Raw genomic sequence first — 15,120 nt, 5'->3', positions numbered from 1 at the left:
CGGGAACGGCTCGGCGAGCTGCCGGACGTCGAGGACTTCACCAGCATCGACGGGTTCGGCGTGCGGGGGACGGTGGACGGCCAGAAGATCGTCACTGGTCGTCGTCGCCTGCTCGACGAGTGGTCGATGCGCATCCCCGACGATCTCGAACAGGCGGCCCGGGCCGCCGAACGGGACGGCCGCACGCCGGTGTTCGCCGGCTGGGACGGTGCCGCCCGCGCGGTGCTCGTCGTCGCCGACACGCTCCGGCCCGGCAGCGCGGACGCGGTCCGCCGGCTGCGCGGCCTCGGCCTGGCACCGGTCCTGCTCACCGGCGACAACGCCCGGGCCGCCCACGCGGTTGCCGCGCAGGCCGGCATCGACGAGGTGATCGCCGAGGCACTGCCCACGGACAAGGTCGACGTCGTCGCCCGGCTGCAGGCGCGGGGCCGGGTCGTCGCGATGATCGGGGACGGGGTCAACGACGCCGCCGCGCTCGCCCGCGCCGATCTGGGCCTGGCCGTGGGGACCGGGACGGACGCCGCGATCGAGGCAGCCGACATCACCCTCGTCCGCGGGGATCTCGGCGCGGCCGTGGACGCCGTCCGGCTGTCCCGGCGCACCCTGGCCACCATCAAGGGCAACCTGTTCTGGGCCTTCGCCTACAACGTCGTCGCCCTTCCACTGGCCGCCGCCGGCCTGCTCAACCCCATGATCGCCGGCGCGGCCATGGTGCTGAGCTCCGTGTTCGTCGTCTCCAGCTCGCTGCGGCTGCGCCGCTTCCGCCCCACCGGCCGCGACGCCGCCTCGCCCGCGTGAGGCGGTGATACCACCGAGACACCGCCAGCGTGAAGAAATGATCACAATCTGACGTGGAAGGCCGTTCGCGGCAGCTGTCGAGCCGTGTCAGGCTGGGAGAAGCCGAGCCGGACGGACCAACCAGGCGACACGGTCCGAAGGACCAACCAGGCGACACGGTGATGTCCGCTGTGTACCGCTGGTGGCCCGGGGCCCGCTGACGAGCTCTCCGCAGGATCCGCCGAGGCGAGATCTGTTGAGAAAGGTGGCGACCGGTCATGACCCGTACCAAGCGATGGACGGTCGACGTGTTCCTGATCGAGGACGACGGCCACACCCGCGCGGAGGCGGCCCTGCACACGGGGCCGCGTGCGGACGCCGGACGCGGGCTGCGGGGTGTCGGGCACGCGCGGCGGCATCCCGCCGACACCGAGATTCCCGAAATCGGCGACGAGGTCGCGGTCTCCCGCGCACTGTCCGAGCTGGCGTATCAGCTGCTCGACGCCGCGGCCGGCGACATCGAGGCGGTCACCCACCAGACGGCCCGCCTGCGCATGCCGCAGCACCACCAGGGCATCCGCCCCTGACGGCGGCCGAGCCGCGGCCCCGCGGTCAATCCCCGTCCGGCCGCGAGGCCGCCCTGAAGATCAAATCGTTGCGGCAATGCCGTCAACAGCGTTGACCACAGCGATGCGGCAGTAGTTCAACGCATCAGATCACGGGAACGAGGGACAGCCGGCCGCTCCGGCAGCCGTATGCCTACTCGTTCTCATGACCGGGCGCTGGGACGGGGCCGCTGGGCGGGGAGACGACGCGGCCCCCGGTCCGTGATCGACCGGGGGCCGCGAACGGGCCGCGAACGGGGAAGAGCCGTGAACGAGGACTGTCGTTACGGCTTCACGGCCAGGTCGGAGACCGCGGTCCCGGCCGGGAACTGCCCGATCAGGCTGACGTGCCCGGTGAGCAGGTTGACCGAGTAGAGGCCGTACTGACCGGCGACCGACAGCGCCGCGAACCCGGCGGCGTCGACGGAGGTGCCCCCGGAGACCGTGCTGTAGATGTCGAGACCGGCGTTGAGAGCCGGGTCCACGCCGAGTGCGCCGACCGTGGTGAGGGTGCCACTGTTCGGCGGCGCCTGGATCGCCAGCTGGTTGAGGTTGGTGTCGATGGTGAACAGCGTGGTGCCGGTCGCCGGGTCGCTGTCGTTGTTGGTGTAGGCGACGGCGGTGGCACCGAGGGCGGACAACGGGGTGTCCGTGGTCGTCACATGGGTGACGACATCGTGGTGCAGGTTCAGCCCCGAGTCACTGACGACGCGCAGCAGGCCGTCGACAGGGTCGAAGTCGACGCCGAAGGAGGTGAAACCGGACGGCGGGCCACCCAGGTGGGACACTCCGGTGGCCACTCCGGTGGTGGTGTTCAGCGTGTAGACGCCGCCACCGTTGCCCACGCCGTAGAGCAGCCCGTCCTGGGGCCGGTAGTCGATCCCGATGAGCGAGGTGTCCTGGCCGATGAGCCCGGTGACGGGCACCCCCGCCCCCGCGCGCTGCGGGGACCGGGTGGAGAACGGGACCAGCCTGCCGCCATCGCTGGTCAGGCCGACCGCCTGCAGGTTGGGCGTCCTGCCGTCCGTCCCGGCCGGGCTGGCGGCGGTGGCCTGCCCGGCCAGCAGCGGCACGGTCCCCAGGGTGCCTGCCAACACGGCGGTGGCGAAGGCCGCTTTCAGCTTTCTACGCACAGTTGCTCCTTGGCTAGCTCATGCACCGGCAGCTCGCGTACCGGCGCGGCGCTGCGGGACACGTCGCCTCAACAGCGACGAGATGGCCAGACGACGACTTTCCGTAGCTGACTGGCCACGACATGAAGTAGACACGTAGAGCAACCACAAGTCAACTATCTGCCAACAAGGACGCTACAAACGGCGACTTCGCCCGGAGCGGGGCAACAGGCACAGCGGCACACGACCACACAGCGACACAGCGACACAGCGACACAGCGACACACGACGGCACAGCGGCCACGCCGTTCCAGACGGCAGCGACGGCTACACCGGCCGTGGCTCGACGCTGGCCCTGCCGCCCGGCCGGGACGCACCGCACGACACGCCGACGCACGACACGCCGACGGATGGCACGCCGACGGATGGCACGCCGACGGATGGCACGCCGACGGATGGCACGCCGACGGATGGTGGGGCCGCGGTGGCCGCCGGCGGGTCCTATCCCCAGCCGAGCTCGGCGAGCCGCCCGTCGTCGATGCCGAAGTGATGGGCCACCTCGTGGATGACGGTCACCCGTACCTGCCCGACGACCTGTTCCTCGGTCCGGCCCAGGTCGCAGATCGACCGCCGGTAGATCGTGATCCGGTCCGGCAGCACCCCGCTGTACCAGTCGCCCCGCTGCGTCAGCGGTACCCCCTCGTAGAGCCCCAGCAGCCCCGGCGACGGCGGCTCGTCCTCGACAACGACCGCGATGTTGGACATCTGACGGCCGAGCTGCGGTGGCAGGCTGTCCAGCGCCTCGGCCACCAGGGCCTCGAAGCGCTGCCTGGACACCTCGACCACGTCGGTGAACCTACCTTCAGACGCCGTCCCGGCGCGGCGCCGCCATACCGCCGGGCACCGGCACGGGGAATGAACAGGCCTGGATGGACGTCGGCCGCCGGAGAAGATCGGCGTAATTTTGTCGTTGTGTACGCTTTTACGGCCAAAAAGCGTACACAACGACAAACTCTTCTGGATCATGGCCTGTGCGGGTGGTCGTGGATGGGCTCCGCGCTACCTGACCGGCGCTCCAGGGGGACGTCCAGGAGGACGTCCGGCGGACGCCCGGGGAACATTGTCCGGCGTCCACTGCTTCTCATGATGTAATTATGTAAGCGGGACAGGAGGCCGGGATGCAGGATCCGCTCGATGCCTACTCACAGGTCGTCACCCGAGTCGCCGCCACCGTCTCCCCCGCTGTCGCGAGCCTGCGGGTACGGACGCCGCGTGGCGAGGGAGCCGGATCCGCCGTGGTCTTCACCGATGACGGCTTCCTGCTCACCTCCGCCCACGTCGTCGACAGCGGACCGAGGCGCGCGGGACGGCAGACCGGCGGCGGCGCGGCGGGCATGGCCGAGTTCGCCGACGGCACCCACAGCGAAGTGGACGTGATCGGCGCCGATCCGCTCTCCGACCTCGCGGTGCTGCGGGCCCGTAGCGGCACGCCGGCCCCGGCGGCGCTCGGCGACGCCGACACGCTCTCCGTCGGTCAGCTCGTCGTCGCGGTGGGCAGCCCGCTGGGCCTGACCGGCAGCGTCACCGCGGGGGTCGTCAGCGCACTCGGCCGCTCCCTGCCCACCCGGGCCGGCGCCACCGTCCGCGTCATCGACGAAGTGATCCAGACGGACGCCGCGCTCAACCCGGGCAATTCCGGCGGCGCGCTGGTCACCGCCGACTGCCACGTCGTCGGGGTGAACACCGCCGTCGCCGGGATCGGGCTCGGGCTCGCCGTCCCGGTCAACGCCACCACCCGCCGCATCCTCGCCGCGCTCATGCGCGACGGCCGGGTACGGCGCGCCTACCTGGGGGTCGCCAGCACCCGGGCACCGCTGCCGCCACACCTGGCCGAGCGGTCCGGCCGGCGGCACGGGGTGCGGCTGGCCGAGGTCGTCGCGGGCAGCCCGGCCGGTCGCGCCGGCCTGTTCGCCGACGACCTGGTGCTCTCCGTCGCCGGGCAGCCGGTCGCCACCCCGGGGGATCTGCAACGGCTGATGACGGAGGACACCATCGGCCGCCCGCTCGAACTGACGGTGTGGCGGCGCGGCGCGCTCGTCGACGTCATCGTCGTCCCGCAGGAACTGGCACTCACCTGAGAAGATCGGCACGAGTTTGTCGCGGTGTACGCCGATATGGCAAAAATGCGCCTATACAGCCAGAATGTACTGATGCTGCCAGCATGCGCCAATACAGCCAGAATGCGCTGATACGGCCAGAAAACATGAACATACACGACAACAGACTCACGCCGGTCGCGGCCTGGTGGGCGAACGTCCGCGGGCGGCCGCCGGCCACCGGCCCGCCCAGGCGGGGACGGTGGCCGCCCGCGGACGGTGGCGCCCCGGGTGCCCGAGGGAGGGGGAGGCACCCAGGGCCGTCAGTGGCACCCAGCCGTCAGCCGCACGGGAACAGCTGGGCGTAGGTGCGGGCGCCGACTGTTCCGTCGGCCGCGAGGCCGTGCCGCCGCTGGTATTCCTTGACCACCCTGGTGGTCTGCGGGCCGAATATCCCGTCGACGGTGAGAGGATATCCGATACCGGTCAGCCGCCGCTGTACCGCGGCCACCTCGGTACGCATTTTGCTGCCGTTTCTCACGGTTGCCGTGGACGCTGGCAGCGAACAGTTCCGGGTGATGTAGCTGATCCCGCTGACGGGCGGGACAGGGGCGCTCGACCGCGTTGTCGACATGCTCGCCGGGCTGGCTTTCGCCGCTGCCGCGGCGGCGTTCCCCCGCGCCAGATGACGGCGGTAGGAACCGTTGGTGTAGGCGCTCCAGGCACGCACGCCCTGACTGTCGCACACCTTCTTCGCCGCCCACGCGTTGGTGGCCGGGTCGTACAGGTTCCGGCCCGCCAGCCAGCCCGTGTGGACCCGCGCGTTGATCTGCCAGAGCCCGCGGGAGTCCTCACCGTGCGCGTTACGCGCCCTGGCGTTGCCACCGGACTCCGCGAGCGCCACCGCCACCCAGGTGCCCAGCGGCACCCCTCGGCAGCTGGGCAGCCCCGCGTTCGCGGCGACACGGGCGATGGCCGTGTCGGCGACGACGGCGGGCCCGGACGGCCCGGCCGCGCTGGCCGGGGCCGCGGTCAGCATCATTCCGGCCGTCGTCCCGATGAGCCCGACGGTGCCCACCAATGCCGCGCCGTTGCACCGGCCGGGTTTTCTGTGTCTTCCCCTGGACATGATCAGTTTCTCATCCAAAAGTATCGTCGAAATGGCTCGTCAAATTCACTGGCGGCGCCAGGACAGCATTTCCTTCGAGCAGCCGACGGTTTGCTCTTCCCAGCGCGCCTGATCGACTGGAACACGTCGGGCAGACCGGGGCGCAGGCCGTCGACCGCATTCGTCCAGAAAATTTCCCGGTCATTTCCGGAGCGCTCCGGGAGAAGCACCGTGCGCTCCGGCCGGAATTTTCTGGATATCCGGCGCGGGACCCGCGCCGGACCTGCCCGGGGCTCCAGGAACAGTTACCCGGCAGTGGCCGGGAGAAATTTTCGCGGCGGCCGCCGGCTGTTGCCCGCGCTGTCCGCCCGGGGCACCCGAACACCCCGTGGCCGCCAGCCCGGCCCGGGCGGGCGGGTCACCTGATACGGCCGACCAGATGGCTGCCGGTGTAGACCTTCTGGAGCCGGACCACGGCCCCGGTGTGCGGGGCGGCCCACATCATCCCGTTCCCGGCGTAGATCCCTACGTGGTGGATGCCGCCCGGCCGGCCGAAGAAAATGAGGTCACCGGGCTGCCGGGCATTCTTCGATATCTTCTGGGAGGCGTTGTACTGCGCGTTGGCCGTCCGCGGGACGCTGCGGCCGAGCTGCTTGTAGATGTACTGGACGAGGCCGGAGCAGTCGAACGCCCGGGGCCCCTCGGCACCCCACACGTACGGCTTTCCGGCCTGCTTCGACGCCAGATAGACGAGTTTCGCCCCGAAACCACTGGTGGACGTCGAGAAACTCACCGGCTGCGCCGACAGCGTGCGCACGCCCGCGGCGGCGGCCGGCGACGAGGCCGCCGACCAGACGGCCGGGGTGATCGTGAAGGTAGCGGGCCGGGCAGCGGTCGTGCCGGCCGCGGTGGTCGTGCCGGCCGTGGCGGCGTCGGTCCACCCCGTCCCGCCCGTGCCCGCGCCACGGTCGTTCGCCAGGGCCGGTGCGGCCAGCCCGGAGAGGGCGACGGTACCGGTGGCCGCGGCGGCAACCGCGGTACGTGCCGATATCCGGCCGAGGGCGGAGCGGGTCGTGGGCGCGCGATGACGACCGCGCCTGGAACTGGGACTGGGATGACCTACGGCAGCCGGACCTGAATTCACCTGGTGTGCAGGCAACGATGATCCTTCCCATACGCCTGCGAGGTTAGCTGTCGGGTTCGGGCCGGGAAGCCCGGTCGACGCGCGGATACCTGCGCGGCCGACTTCACCCCAAGGACGGCCACCGTGGTGGCGACGTCCGGCGGAAAGGTGGGTCCCCCGCTTCTGTCCTGGCGATCGCTAGTCGGAAGACACCGGACCGTGGACAGAACTCGGCGTGCGGTCCGGTGCCGTTGAGAGCCCGGCCAACGTAGCGAACTACTTTTGGTAACCGCAAGCGGCGGTTTTCTCGGCATGTCGGCGCACAACACTCACCGTACGCATCATTTACGCGGGCCGTCCCAGGATGGCTGCCGGGACGGTACGAGCTGGCCGCAGCGTGATGGCGCTACACACCGCTCCCATGGTTAACCAGCGCGTATCGTGAAACGGCCGATGCGGACCGGCAACAACATTTTTTCCACCGTTGTGTTTCGCTGTCGGGCACAGCATTTGCACTGTCGGGCACAGCATTTGCACTGCCCGAAACAGCGTTTGCGCTGTCGGGCGCAGTGGATCGCCCGGGTGGGCCCACGGACCGCCGAAGCAACGCCACGAACCCGGACGTGCGCACGCCGCGGCCGGCGGCATGGCCAGCGCGGACGGCGCAGCGTCCGGGCATCAGTGACGCCCGGGCACCAGCGGGGCCGCCGGTCCGCCCCGGGCCAGGCAGGGCCCCGGGCGGAGCGGCGTCGGTCAGGACTCGACCCAGCCGCGCGCCTGCGCGAGGGTGGTCAGTCGCTGCCGTATCTGGCTTATCTGGCCGCCGGTCAGGGTCGGCACCGATTCGATGAGCGTCTCGGTCAGCAGATGCCGGAACTCCCCGACGGTGAGGACGTCGCACATGTCGTCGTCGTCGGCGCTCGAACGCCCGTTGACCACACCTGGGGAGACCACCGGATACACGGGCGCCGGACGGGCCGGAGCCCGGCGGATCAGACGGACGACCGAGGCCTTCGGGCCCCTGTCACTCTCCTCCGCCTCGAACTCCACCAGCGTTCCGGGCTGGAACAGGTGCTTCTCGTCCTGAAGATCGTTTGCGTGCATGAAAACGTCGTCGCCACCGGCATCGGGCGCTATGAAACCGTAGCCGCGAACCCCGTCGAAACGCAGAATTCTACCAGTACCCACCACATCTGCCCCTGTACAACCTCTGTGCCAACCAGCCCTGTACCAAGTGAACTGCACACCAGACGAACCTGTGTACAACCAAGCCCCAGGACCGCTCGCGCGACCGCAGGACCTGCTCACCGTCTCAGGTACGCCTACCCAGGTCAAGCCCGACACCCGGAGCGCGGAACGACCGACAGCGGCCGATGGGGAACGAGCGCGGATACACCGGGGCGGAACGGCCGACCAGCTGACCAGCTGACCGGCCGGCCGGCCCCCGGAAGCGCCCCGGGGGCCAGCCGGCCGTCGACGTCATGGTCACAAGCCGCGGATCCGTGTCCTTACGGTCTACGCCGGGTCACCGGCGGCGTGGACGGCGGCCAGGCTCTGCCTGGCGGCGTCGACCACCGCCCGCGGGGTGAAACCGAATCTGGTCTGCAGGTCCCGCAGCGGGGCGGACGCGCCGAAGGTCCGCATCCCGATGATCACCCCGTCCGGGCCGGCGTACCGTTCCCAGCCGAGCGTGGCGGCCTGCTCGACCACGACCCGCGCGCGGACCGCCGGCGGCAGCACCTGCTCGCGGTACCGCGCGGGCTGCCGCTCGAACAGCTCCCAGGACGGCAGGCTGACCACCCGGGCGCGCACCCCCTGCGCGGCCAGCTCCTCATGGGCGGCCAGGGCCAGGTGCACCTCGCTGCCGGTACCGATCAGGATCACCTCGGGGTCGCCGTCGGCGGGGTCGGCCAGCACGTAGCCGCCGCGGGCGAGCCCGGCGGCGTCGGCGTAGCGGGCCCGGTCCAGCGTCGGCAGCGCCTGCCGGCTCAGGACGAGCGCGGCCGGCTCCTGCTCCAGGCCCATCACCACCCGCCACGCCTGCGCGACCTCGCCCGCGTCACAGGGGCGGATCACCAGCAGGCCGGGGACGGCCCGCAGCGAGGCGAGCTGCTCGACCGGCTGGTGCGTCGGCCCGTCCTCCCCGACCCCGATGGAGTCATGGGTGAACACGTGGATGACCGGCAGCTCCATCAGCGCGGACAGCCGCAGGGCGCCGCGGGCGAAGTCGGAGAAGATCAGAAAGGTCGACCACAGCGGCCGCAGCCCGGACAGGGACAGCCCGTTGGCCACCGCGGCCGACGCGTGCTCGCGGACGCCGAAGTGCAGGTTGCGCCCACCCGGGCTGGCGGCCTGGAAGTCCCCGGCGCCGTCGACGGTCAGCCGGGTCTTCGTCGACGGGGCGAGATCGGCGGAGCCGCCGACCAGCCAGGGCACCCGGGCAGCGACGGCGTTGAGGACCTTCCCGGAGGAGTCCCGGGTGGCCAGGCCCTTGCCGTCGGCGGGGAAGACGGGGATGTCGGCGTCCCAGCCGTCGGGCAGCTGCCCGCCCCACAGCAGGTCGAGCTGGCCGGCGAGATCGGGATGTGCCTCCCGGTAGCGGCCGAGCAGGGCCAGCCAGCTGTCCCGCTCGGCCCGGCCCCGCTTGCCGACACCGGCGGCGAAGTGCTCGTACACCCCGTCGGGGACGAGGAAGCGGGCCTCCGGCGGCCAGTTGTAGAACCGCTTCGTCGCCCGGATCTCCTCCTCCCCCAGCGGCTCCCCGTGCGCGGCGGCGGTGCCCTGCTTGGTCGGGGCGCCGAAGGCGATCTGGCTGTCGACGATGATCAGGGTCGGGCGGTGCGGCTCGCGGCGGAACGTCTCGAAGGCGCGGCCCAGGGCCGTGCGGTCGTTGGCGTCACCGACCCGGGTGACGTTCCAGCCGTAGGCGATGAACCGGGTGGCCACGTCCTCGGTGAACGCCAGGTCGGTGCCGCCCTCGATGCTGATGTGGTTGTTGTCGTAGATCCAGCACAGGTTGGCCAGCCCCAGGTGGCCGGCCAGCGACGCCGCCTCGGCCGCGACCCCCTCCATCAGGTCGCCGTCACCGCACAGCGCGTACACGTCGTGGTCGAACACGTCGAAGCCGGGCCGGTTGAAGCGCGCCGCCAGCCAGCGCCCGGCGATGGCCATGCCCACCGCCGTCGCCGCGCCCGTGCCCAGCGGCCCGGTGGTCGCCTCCACCCCGGACGTCCAGCGGTACTCCGGGTGGCCGGGGCACTTCCCGTCCAGCTGGCGGAAGCGTCTGATGTCGTCGAGGGTGACCGCCGGCCCGCCGGGCGTCTCATAGGTGGGGCCGACCGCCCGGACACCGGCCAGGTGCAGCATCGCGTACAGCAACGCCGACGCGTGCCCCGCCGACAGCACGAACCTGTCCCGGTTCGGCCAGGAGGGATCGTCGGGGTCGAAGCGCAGGAACTCCTGCCACAGCGTGTAGGTCACCGGTGCCATGGCCATCGGGGTGCCCGGGTGCCCGGAGTTCGCGGCCTGCACCGCGTCCATACACAGTGTGCGGATCGTCGCGACGCACAGATCGTCCGTGTCGGTGATGGCCGGCTGTTCGGTGGGCGTCATGTACATCCTTTGTGTCGGATAGGACGCCCACAACGTCCGTCGCAGGCGCTTGCGGGTCCACGCCCTAGATCGTATCCAGCGGTGACGGATCTCCGGTGGGCGTCGGGGCCGTGCGGGCGCCGCTGTGGCCTTGCTCCCGCGCTCTCGTTTCCCGGCTCCGATGTCAGGAGAGAACGTACCGGCCGACGGCGTCACTACGGTGACCGTACGTACACGCGGGTACGTCCGCGCGGACGGAGACGCAGACGCGGGGGACCGGGCGGGAAGCTGTCAGCGAGGCTGCCCGCCGGCCGTGTGGTCCGGCCCGTCGGCGAGGCCACCGAAGGCGGCGAGGCCCCCGAACGCCCTGGTCAGCTCGCTGGGGACGATCCAGACCTTGTTCGCCTCGCCCGCGGCGATGCGCGGCAGGGTCTGCAAGTACTGGTAGGCGAGCAGTTTCTGGTCGGCGTTGCCGGCATGGATCGCCCGGAACACCGTGGTGATGGCCTCCGCCTCGCCCTGCGCGGCGAGGATCTTCGCCTGCCGCTCTCCCTCGGCGCGCAGGATCGCGGCCTGTTTCTCACCCTCGGCGCGCAGGATCTCGCTCTGCTTGACGCCCTCCGCCGACAGGATCGCCGCCCGGCGGTCCCGCTCGGCGCGCATCTGCTTCTCCATCGAGTCCTGGATCGACGCCGGCGGGTCGATGGCCTTGAGCTCCACCCGGTTGACCCGGATGCCCCACTTGCCGGTCGCCTCGTCGAGCACACCGCGCAGCCTGGTGTTGATCTCATCACGGGAGGTCAGGGTCTGCTCCAGGTTCAGACTACCGATCACGTTGCGCAGCGTCGTGACAGTGAGCTGCTCGATCGCGCTGATGACGTCGGCGATCTCGTAGGTGGACGCGCGCGGGTCGGTGACCTGGAAGTAGATCACCGTGTCGATGCCCACGACGAGGTTGTCCTCGGTGATCACCGGCTGCGGCGGGAAGGTCACCACCTGCTCGCGCAGGTCGACGCGTTCACGGATCCGGTCCACGACGGGGATGACGAGGGCCAGGCCCGGGGTGAGGGTCCGGTGGTACCGGCCCAGCCGCTCGACCACGACCGCCCGGGCCTGCGGCACAACCCGCACCGCCCGGCTGAGAAAAACCAGCAGCACCAGCAGAACGACCGCGGTGGCGATCAGCCCGGTCATCGACGCCTCCCCGGTCCCAAGGCCCGCTACAGCTGCGCGGGGTGGACGATGGCCGTGGCGCCGTCGATGCGCAGCACGCGCACGCTCGTGCCCGGTTCAAGGACCTGACCGTCGATCGTCGCGCGGGCCGACCATATCTCACCGCGAATCCTGACCCGGCCGTCACCGTCACCGTTAACGGGCTCAAGGACGACACCGGTCATGCCGATCAGCGCGTCGGTACCGGTCGCGACGGCCGGCGCCTGGTGCAGGTGACGGCGCGCGACCGGCCGCAGCCCGAGCAACAGCACCACGGAGGTGGCGGCGAACGCGACAAGCTGGATGGGCAGCGGGCCGCCGGCCCCGGCGGCCGCGCCCGCCACCAGGGCCGCGAGCGCGGTCATCCCGAGAATGAGGGCAAGGGTAAGCATCTCGCCCACGCCAAGAACGCCTGCGATCACCAACCACCACAGCCACGGCGGCATGACCATCATGCTATCCACGATCCGGCCCAGGGCGTAAGGGCTGGCATCCAGCCGACACCCGGCTCCCGCGGCTCCCGCGGGTACTTCTCGGTGCCGGCACGACCAAGCACGTCTCCTTCCGCCAGGACGCATCCTGGCTTCAGGGCCGCCACCGGACCCGGGGGGCCTCACCCCGGCCGGCGGGGTGGGGTGGGTGGCCCGCCGACCCGTAACGGCCCGCTGGGCGGCACGGGAATGCCGTGCGTGCCGGGGAGCACCACCCGCGAGCCGCAGTTGGCACAGCTGAAGCGGGTGGAGGCCGCGCCCGACGCGGTCACGGTGGGCTCGGGGCCGAGCAGCTCGTGCTCTCCCTGGCAGGTGACGCAGTAGCCGGCGCCCGCCGGGCTCTCGCCGGGCACCGGTTCCGGGCGGCCGGGCAGGCACAGCCCGCCAGCGGGCGGTGGCGGCAGCCGGGGGGTCTCGTCGATGTCGTAGGCCACCTGCCAGTTCGTCACCGTCAGCTCACCGGGCGAGGCAGCGATGAACGTGACGGGTACCTCGGTGACCATGACGGCCTCCAACGTCACCCGGCGCAGCCCTAGCACGGACCCCGCAGGCAGGACGACGCGCACCTGCGCCGCGTCCGCGCCGGGAGGGGCCGTACCGATCCTGACCTGTGGGACGGCCGCCGAGGACGGCAGCGGCACCGACAGTACCGCCCCGGTCGGGCTCCCGGCCGCCGACCAGACAACCTCCGCCGACGGCACCGCGGCGGCGCCGGCCGGAGCCGCCGCGTCGATCAGGAGCCGGTACGGGCGGCCGGCCTGCACGCTCGCCCGCTGCGCGAGCGTCACCACGACCGCCGCGCCGTTGACCAGGCTCAGATGATCCGCCGCGGAGGTGGCGTCGAACCCGGCCGGAGCCGGTGGGCTGAGCTCCCAGCCGACCAGCACGTCGTCATCGAACATCAGGTCCGCGTTGGTCAGCACACTCTCGGTGGCGCGCAACGAGACCTGGTCCACCGCTGCCACCACTCCGGCCGGCGCCCGCAACCGCAGTTCCACCTGTTCGGCGCCGGCGGGGGAGGTCAGGACGGCGTGATGTGTCCGCAGCCGCGGCTGTACCCCGACCGCCGGATCCTCGCCGGAGCGCGCCACCGTTGTCGTGAGCCCGGCCGCGGCCTCATCCGTGGGCCGCTCCCGGATCGGCACCTCGTCCGTGCGCTCGACCGTGCAGCCGGCCGCGCGCCAGTGCAGCTCGGCGGCCGCGCCCGCGGCCGAGGCCGAGGCCGTGAACGTCAGTTCGTACCGGCATCCGCCCGAAACGGGCATGACCTGGGCCAACGCCGACGTCGCGATGAGCTGCGGCTCATCGTCGCCCGGTGCGCGGGCCAGCTCGTCACCGCCCGGGGCTTCGGCACCGATCATCGCTGCCCGGCCGCCCGGCGGCAGGCAGCAGGGCCGGACGACGCCAGCCGTGACCACCCAGTCCTCGGGCACCAGGGTGCCGATGGTCAGCACGGTGAACCTGTCCGGGGTCTGCGGGGCCGTCGGGGTCTGCGGGCCGGTGGCTGGAGCTTCGGGCAGCGCACCTTCGGGCAGCAGCAGGTCCGCGACATACAGCCGCTCACCGTCCGGGGTGATCACGCAGTCCGCGGGCCCGCCACCGACCGCCACCCGGTCCACGACGCGGGACCGTGTCAGGTCCACGACCGCCACGGCATCGGCGGTGCGCAGGGTGACGAAGGCATGGCGTCCGTCCCCACTGACCGCGACGCCCGACGCCCTCGAGCCGTCGCGGCCGCTGTCCGGGCGCAGGCTCAACCGGTTACGCACCACCGCGGACGTCAGGTCGACGACGCTCAGCGCGGCCCCGGAGTGCACGACGGCGGCGGTCCTGCCGTCCGCGGTGAGCGCGCATCGAATCGCCCCGTCGTCCAGCGGGATCGGCCCGCCGCGGACAGCCAGCCGCGCCAGGTCGATCGCGACCAGCGCGCAGCCGTGCTCCCCGCTGGTCAGAACCCACAGCGTCAAGCCGTCGGGGCTGACCGCCAGATCGACGGGGGGATCATCCAGCACCGCCTCGGCGCCCCACAGCTTGCCCTCCCCGCCCGGGGCCTCGCCGGCGCGGACATCGGACGCCGCCACGGCGACGACGCTGTGCGCGACCGCGGCCTCTGCGCCACCGGCTCCCCCACCGCCTTCAGCTCCCCCACCGCCTTCAGCGCCGCCGTCGGCACCAGCGTCGGCACTGCGCGTACCGGCCAGGTAGAGAGTGGTTCCGTCCGGGGAGGCAGCCACCGCCGTCAGTCCGCCGTGGGCCAGCGTGACAGGCGTGGTCCGGTCGCCCTCGACGTCCACTGTCACCAGCTTCTGGCCGTCCAGCAGAACGTAGCCGTAGCGCCCGCCGGGGTCGGCGGCCAAGCCGTCCAGCGAACCGGCCGCCGGCAGCGTGAAAGGATCACGCTGCCGGCGGGCCTCCATGCGGTCGGGGAAGACGTCGAGCACGGCCACCTCGGGGAGAATCCTCAGCACCGCCAGATTCCCGGCCGGTGCGCCACCCGCGGCAAAGGCGCGGCAGCCGCCCGCGGCGACCGCGATCCGCCGCACCGGGAAGCCGGCAACCACGACCCGGGAGCCGTTCGGCAGGTCCGCCGTCCGGTTCCAGCGGGTGAAGCCGCCGTTGCGCACGTGCTCACCGCTCGGGCAGCCCTGGGCTTCCGGTGCCGCGGCCAGGGCCGCGTTGACACCGCCGATGATTTCTTCGGCGTTCAGGTCGATCTCCACCCGGCCCAGCGGGGCGAGCCGTTGCAGGCCGACCCGGTGGGCCGCCGCGCCTTCCCCTACCTGAAGCTCCACCGGCATCGTGAACCGGGCGGGGACGATGCGCAGCCGGAACAGCGCGGCAGCGGGCTCGGCACCGGCGACGCCCACCGGTCGCCATGACAGCCCGCCGTCCAGGCTGCGCTGGGTCGCCGGGCCGGCCGACGTGGCCGAGCCGACAGAAGCCGACGGAGCTGCCGGGCCGGTCGGTCTCGCCGGGCCTGCCGGGGTGGCCGGGGTGGCCGGGGT

At 71.8% G+C, this 15,120-nt stretch carries 12 protein-coding genes, 1 pseudogene and 1 riboswitch; of the genes and pseudogenes, 4 read left to right on the top strand and 9 right to left on the bottom strand.

All coding sequences use genetic code 11. From position 1 onward, the window contains the following. On the top strand, positions 1–798 hold a 798-nt coding region (locus AC5LUJ_RS00800), incomplete at its 5' end, for an HAD-IC family P-type ATPase (protein ID WP_493464314.1). Between the two features lie 257 nt (positions 799–1,055). After that, a complete protein-coding gene (locus AC5LUJ_RS00795) occupies positions 1,056–1,364 on the top strand; it encodes a DUF1876 domain-containing protein (protein WP_250280490.1) in 309 nt (102 codons plus the stop codon). A gap of 302 nt (positions 1,365–1,666) precedes the next feature. Here the strand turns inward: AC5LUJ_RS00795 and AC5LUJ_RS00790 are convergent, their stop codons facing one another. Next, positions 1,667–2,515, bottom strand: a complete 849-nt coding sequence (locus AC5LUJ_RS00790) for a DUF4394 domain-containing protein (protein WP_250280493.1) — start codon at positions 2,513–2,515, stop codon at positions 1,667–1,669. Positions 2,516–2,995: 480 nt separating this feature from the next. Further along, positions 2,996–3,340 carry a metallopeptidase family protein gene (locus tag AC5LUJ_RS00785; RefSeq protein WP_493464313.1) on the bottom strand — a complete coding sequence of 115 codons (345 nt, stop codon included), beginning with the start codon at positions 3,338–3,340 and terminating at the stop codon, positions 2,996–2,998. 332 nt (positions 3,341–3,672) lie between these two features. On the opposite strand from AC5LUJ_RS00785, the gene AC5LUJ_RS00780 reads away from it, so the two are divergent. After that, on the top strand, positions 3,673–4,632 hold the full coding sequence (locus AC5LUJ_RS00780) for a S1C family serine protease (protein WP_250280497.1): 960 nt from the start codon (positions 3,673–3,675) through the stop codon (positions 4,630–4,632). A gap of 298 nt (positions 4,633–4,930) precedes the next feature. On the opposite strand, the gene AC5LUJ_RS00775 is transcribed toward AC5LUJ_RS00780, so the two are convergent. Continuing rightward, complete coding sequence (locus AC5LUJ_RS00775) at positions 4,931–5,719, bottom strand: peptidoglycan-binding protein (RefSeq protein WP_250280500.1); 789 nt, start codon at positions 5,717–5,719, stop codon at positions 4,931–4,933. 397 nt (positions 5,720–6,116) lie between these two features. Further along, on the bottom strand, positions 6,117–6,491 hold the full coding sequence (locus tag AC5LUJ_RS00770; RefSeq protein ID WP_445548386.1) for a C40 family peptidase: 375 nt from the start codon (positions 6,489–6,491) through the stop codon (positions 6,117–6,119). Between AC5LUJ_RS00770 and AC5LUJ_RS00765 the strand changes: the two genes are divergently transcribed. Continuing rightward, positions 6,472–6,786 (top strand): hypothetical protein, encoded by a 315-nt coding sequence (locus tag AC5LUJ_RS00765; RefSeq protein WP_250280502.1) that lies wholly within the window; start codon positions 6,472–6,474, stop codon positions 6,784–6,786. The two genes, AC5LUJ_RS00770 and AC5LUJ_RS00765, sit on opposite strands and share 20 nt — an antisense overlap. A 73-nt stretch (positions 6,787–6,859) precedes the next feature. Further along, positions 6,860–7,025, bottom strand: a riboswitch (cyclic di-AMP (ydaO/yuaA leader). Positions 7,026–7,574: 549 nt separating this feature from the next. Here the strand turns inward: AC5LUJ_RS00765 and AC5LUJ_RS00760 are convergent. The 5 genes and pseudogenes from AC5LUJ_RS00760 to AC5LUJ_RS00740 all read right to left on the bottom strand — a co-directional run. Next, on the bottom strand, positions 7,575–8,012 hold the full coding sequence (locus tag AC5LUJ_RS00760) for a cold-shock protein (protein ID WP_250280503.1): 438 nt from the start codon (positions 8,010–8,012) through the stop codon (positions 7,575–7,577). Positions 8,013–8,336: 324 nt separating this feature from the next. Continuing rightward, positions 8,337–10,433 (bottom strand): transketolase, encoded by a 2,097-nt coding sequence (tkt, locus tag AC5LUJ_RS00755; protein WP_250280506.1) that lies wholly within the window; start codon positions 10,431–10,433, stop codon positions 8,337–8,339. A 270-nt stretch (positions 10,434–10,703) separates the two neighbouring features. Next, positions 10,704–11,606, bottom strand: coding sequence for an SPFH domain-containing protein (locus AC5LUJ_RS00750; RefSeq protein ID WP_250280509.1), 903 nt, complete (start codon positions 11,604–11,606; stop codon positions 10,704–10,706). 26 nt (positions 11,607–11,632) lie between these two features. Beyond that, entirely contained in the window at positions 11,633–12,076 is a 444-nt protein-coding gene (locus AC5LUJ_RS00745) for an NfeD family protein (RefSeq protein WP_250280536.1), read from the bottom strand. A gap of 161 nt (positions 12,077–12,237) precedes the next feature. Further along, a pseudogene (locus AC5LUJ_RS00740) lies at positions 12,238–15,120 on the bottom strand (hypothetical protein); the annotation flags it as partial.

This window comes from Protofrankia sp. CiP1_Cm_nod3 (genome assembly GCF_982290655.1).
Note: the sequence above shows the minus strand (reverse complement) of the source record. Positions and strands in the feature narration are given on the sequence as shown.

Excerpts from the sequence above, each read along its gene's own strand:
- AC5LUJ_RS00795 (WP_250280490.1), top strand. The coding sequence starts at position 1,056 with ATGACCCGTACCAAGCGATGGACGGTCGACGTGTTCCTGATCGAGGAC.
- AC5LUJ_RS00780 (WP_250280497.1), top strand. The coding sequence starts at position 3,673 with ATGCAGGATCCGCTCGATGCCTACTCACAGGTCGTCACCCGAGTCGCC.
- AC5LUJ_RS00775 (WP_250280500.1), bottom strand. The coding sequence starts at position 5,719 with ATGTCCAGGGGAAGACACAGAAAACCCGGCCGGTGCAACGGCGCGGCA.
- tkt (WP_250280506.1), bottom strand. The coding sequence starts at position 10,433 with ATGACGCCCACCGAACAGCCGGCCATCACCGACACGGACGATCTGTGC.
- AC5LUJ_RS00750 (WP_250280509.1), bottom strand. The coding sequence starts at position 11,606 with ATGACCGGGCTGATCGCCACCGCGGTCGTTCTGCTGGTGCTGCTGGTT.
- AC5LUJ_RS00745 (WP_250280536.1), bottom strand. The coding sequence starts at position 12,076 with ATGGTCATGCCGCCGTGGCTGTGGTGGTTGGTGATCGCAGGCGTTCTT.